Origin of the sequence: Siccirubricoccus soli (genome assembly GCF_024178315.1) — a bacterium.
Lineage (GTDB): Bacteria > Pseudomonadota > Alphaproteobacteria > Acetobacterales > Acetobacteraceae > Siccirubricoccus > Siccirubricoccus soli.
The window spans coordinates 1-2,047 of the sequence record NZ_JAMZIK010000130.1 but is presented as its reverse complement, the minus strand read 5'-3'; the positions used below and the strand labels follow the sequence as shown (position 1 = coordinate 2,047).

Genomic DNA, 2,047 nt, shown 5'->3' with positions numbered 1-2,047 from the left:
GCGAGAGCCCCTCCGTGGTGCTGCCCAACCCGGGCGTGATCGCCGCGCCGGCCACGATCACCGTCACCGCTCCGACCACCCCCGCCTTTGGTGGCCTGGCGGTGTCCTGGGCAGCGGTCCCGAGCGCCCACTTGGCAGGCTACGAGGTCGAGTTCCTGCCGGCCTCGGTCGCCACCTGGCAGGGCTACGGGGCGGGGTTGGGCGCCACCGCAGCCGCGATCCCCACCGCCGAGCCGACCGCCTTTCGGGCCCGCGCTGTGGCCCGCAGCGGGGCGGTGTCGGGTTGGCGCGAGGCCCTGGTCCCGGCCGCCATCACCACGCCGACCGCCACCGGCATCACCGGCGGCATCCGCATCTCGGGTGGCTTTCCGGCTGATGCTGTGCGGCTGCAGGTGTTCGAGGCTGCCTCGAACAGCCTGGCCGCGGCCACGAAGCCCGTGGCCGAGCCGACCAGCCTGTTCTTCGACCGCACCGGCCTCACTGCTGGCCAGACCCGCTGGTACTGGCTGCGCGCCGTCTCGGCCGAGGGCAACGTCTCGGCCCTGGCCGGGCCCGTCTCTGCTACCGCCCTCTGATCCGGAGGCAGCCATGGCCGCCCGCATCGACGACCTGCTCGTGCTGAATCAGCACATCTCTAAGACCGAGCTCGGAAAATACCTGCGCGACCGCGAGGCGGTGCTGCCCGCCGACTTCGGCGGGCTTGGGGACGGCGTGGCGGACGACCGCGCGGCCATCCAGGCCGCCTTCGACCGCGCCGCGGCCGACGGCAAGATGGCGGTGATCCCGCCCGGCACCTGGAACGTCTCCGCCGGCGTGGTGCTCGGGGGCGGCGCCCGCGGCCTGATCATGCGCGGGGTGATCCGCTACACCGGCACCGCGCCCGCGACCGTGCTGACGCTGGGTGATGGCGGCACCACCCGCAACGGCGAGAAGCTCTACGCCCACCTGCAGGTAGTGCGGCAGACCCAGTCGGACTGGAGCAGCGAGGCCGATATCGGCATCCTGGCCCGCAACCTCGATGCCAGCGTACTCGATGTCCGCCTGGTACAGGGCTCCACCATCGGCCTGCGCACCCTCGGGGACGGCCGCGGCTTCGAGGACAGCACGCTCTATCTGCACCGCTTCCTCAACAACCGCATCGGCCTCGACATCCGCTGCGCCACCGCCACCGCCTGGAACACCTCGGTCCGCTACTATGGCGGGCACTTCGCGGTGGCGACGGGCATCAACCCCGCCCTGGACCGCTTCGGCATTCGCCTCTCGGCCGAGCCGGGGGCCTACACGAACCACAACCGGCACGTCTTCGACGCGCCGAACTTCGAGCTGCGCCAGCTCGACCCGAATGTGGCGATCCCCTTCCTGAACGAGACCAACGGCTCGGCCATCATCGGCCGGGCGCTGCGGATGGAGGCCTGCTCGCCGATTGTCGCCCGCCACACCGGGGCGGCACGGGACTGCGAGTACGAAGTAGCCTGGGCCAACACCTACCAAGTTGGCATCGACTACACCGCGACCGCCACCCGCTGCGGCAACGCCGTCCTCAACCGCCACCGCGCCCCGGCCTCGCGCCACTTGCGGCTGCTCGGGGCGGTGCCGAACCTGCGCGCCGCTGCCTTCCGGCACAGCGCCACCGAGGTCGGGGTGGAGGGTCTGGCCGCGGTCGCCACCTCGACCACCTCTGCCAGCACCCTGGCCGGGCTGTCCTTCAACGGCCTGGACGGCATCGCGGCGACCAGCCGGGGGCTGCTGCTGGATGCGCAGAAGGGCTTCGCCTTCGTGGTGGACACCCGCGCGGCCAAGGAGTTCGCCCTGGCACACTGGCTGGTGGGTGGCGTCGATGGCGGGCGGCTGTTTGTGCGCTGCTTCGATGCCGGCATGGCCGTCCGGGAGAACATCGCCGGTGACGTGCTGGCCTCGCTGACCACCATGCAGTGGAACATCCCGTCCAAGGCCTGGACCGGCGGCGCGGTGATGGCCGACGCCTCCCTGAACCGGCGGATGACGGTGCGGCTGGCGGAGGCGGTCGCCTATGCCCAGATCGGCATTG

At 71.7% G+C, this 2,047-nt stretch carries 1 protein-coding gene and 1 pseudogene; both read left to right on the top strand.

Annotation, left to right across the window (positions count from 1 at the left end; all coding sequences use genetic code 11):
- Window positions 1-575: pseudogene (locus NJ376_RS20140) on the top strand (phage tail protein); the annotation flags it as partial.
- A 13-nt stretch (window positions 576-588) separates the two neighbouring features.
- The coding region (locus tag NJ376_RS20135) for a glycoside hydrolase family 55 protein (protein ID WP_252955085.1) at window positions 589-2,047 on the top strand (1,459 nt) is incomplete at its 3' end.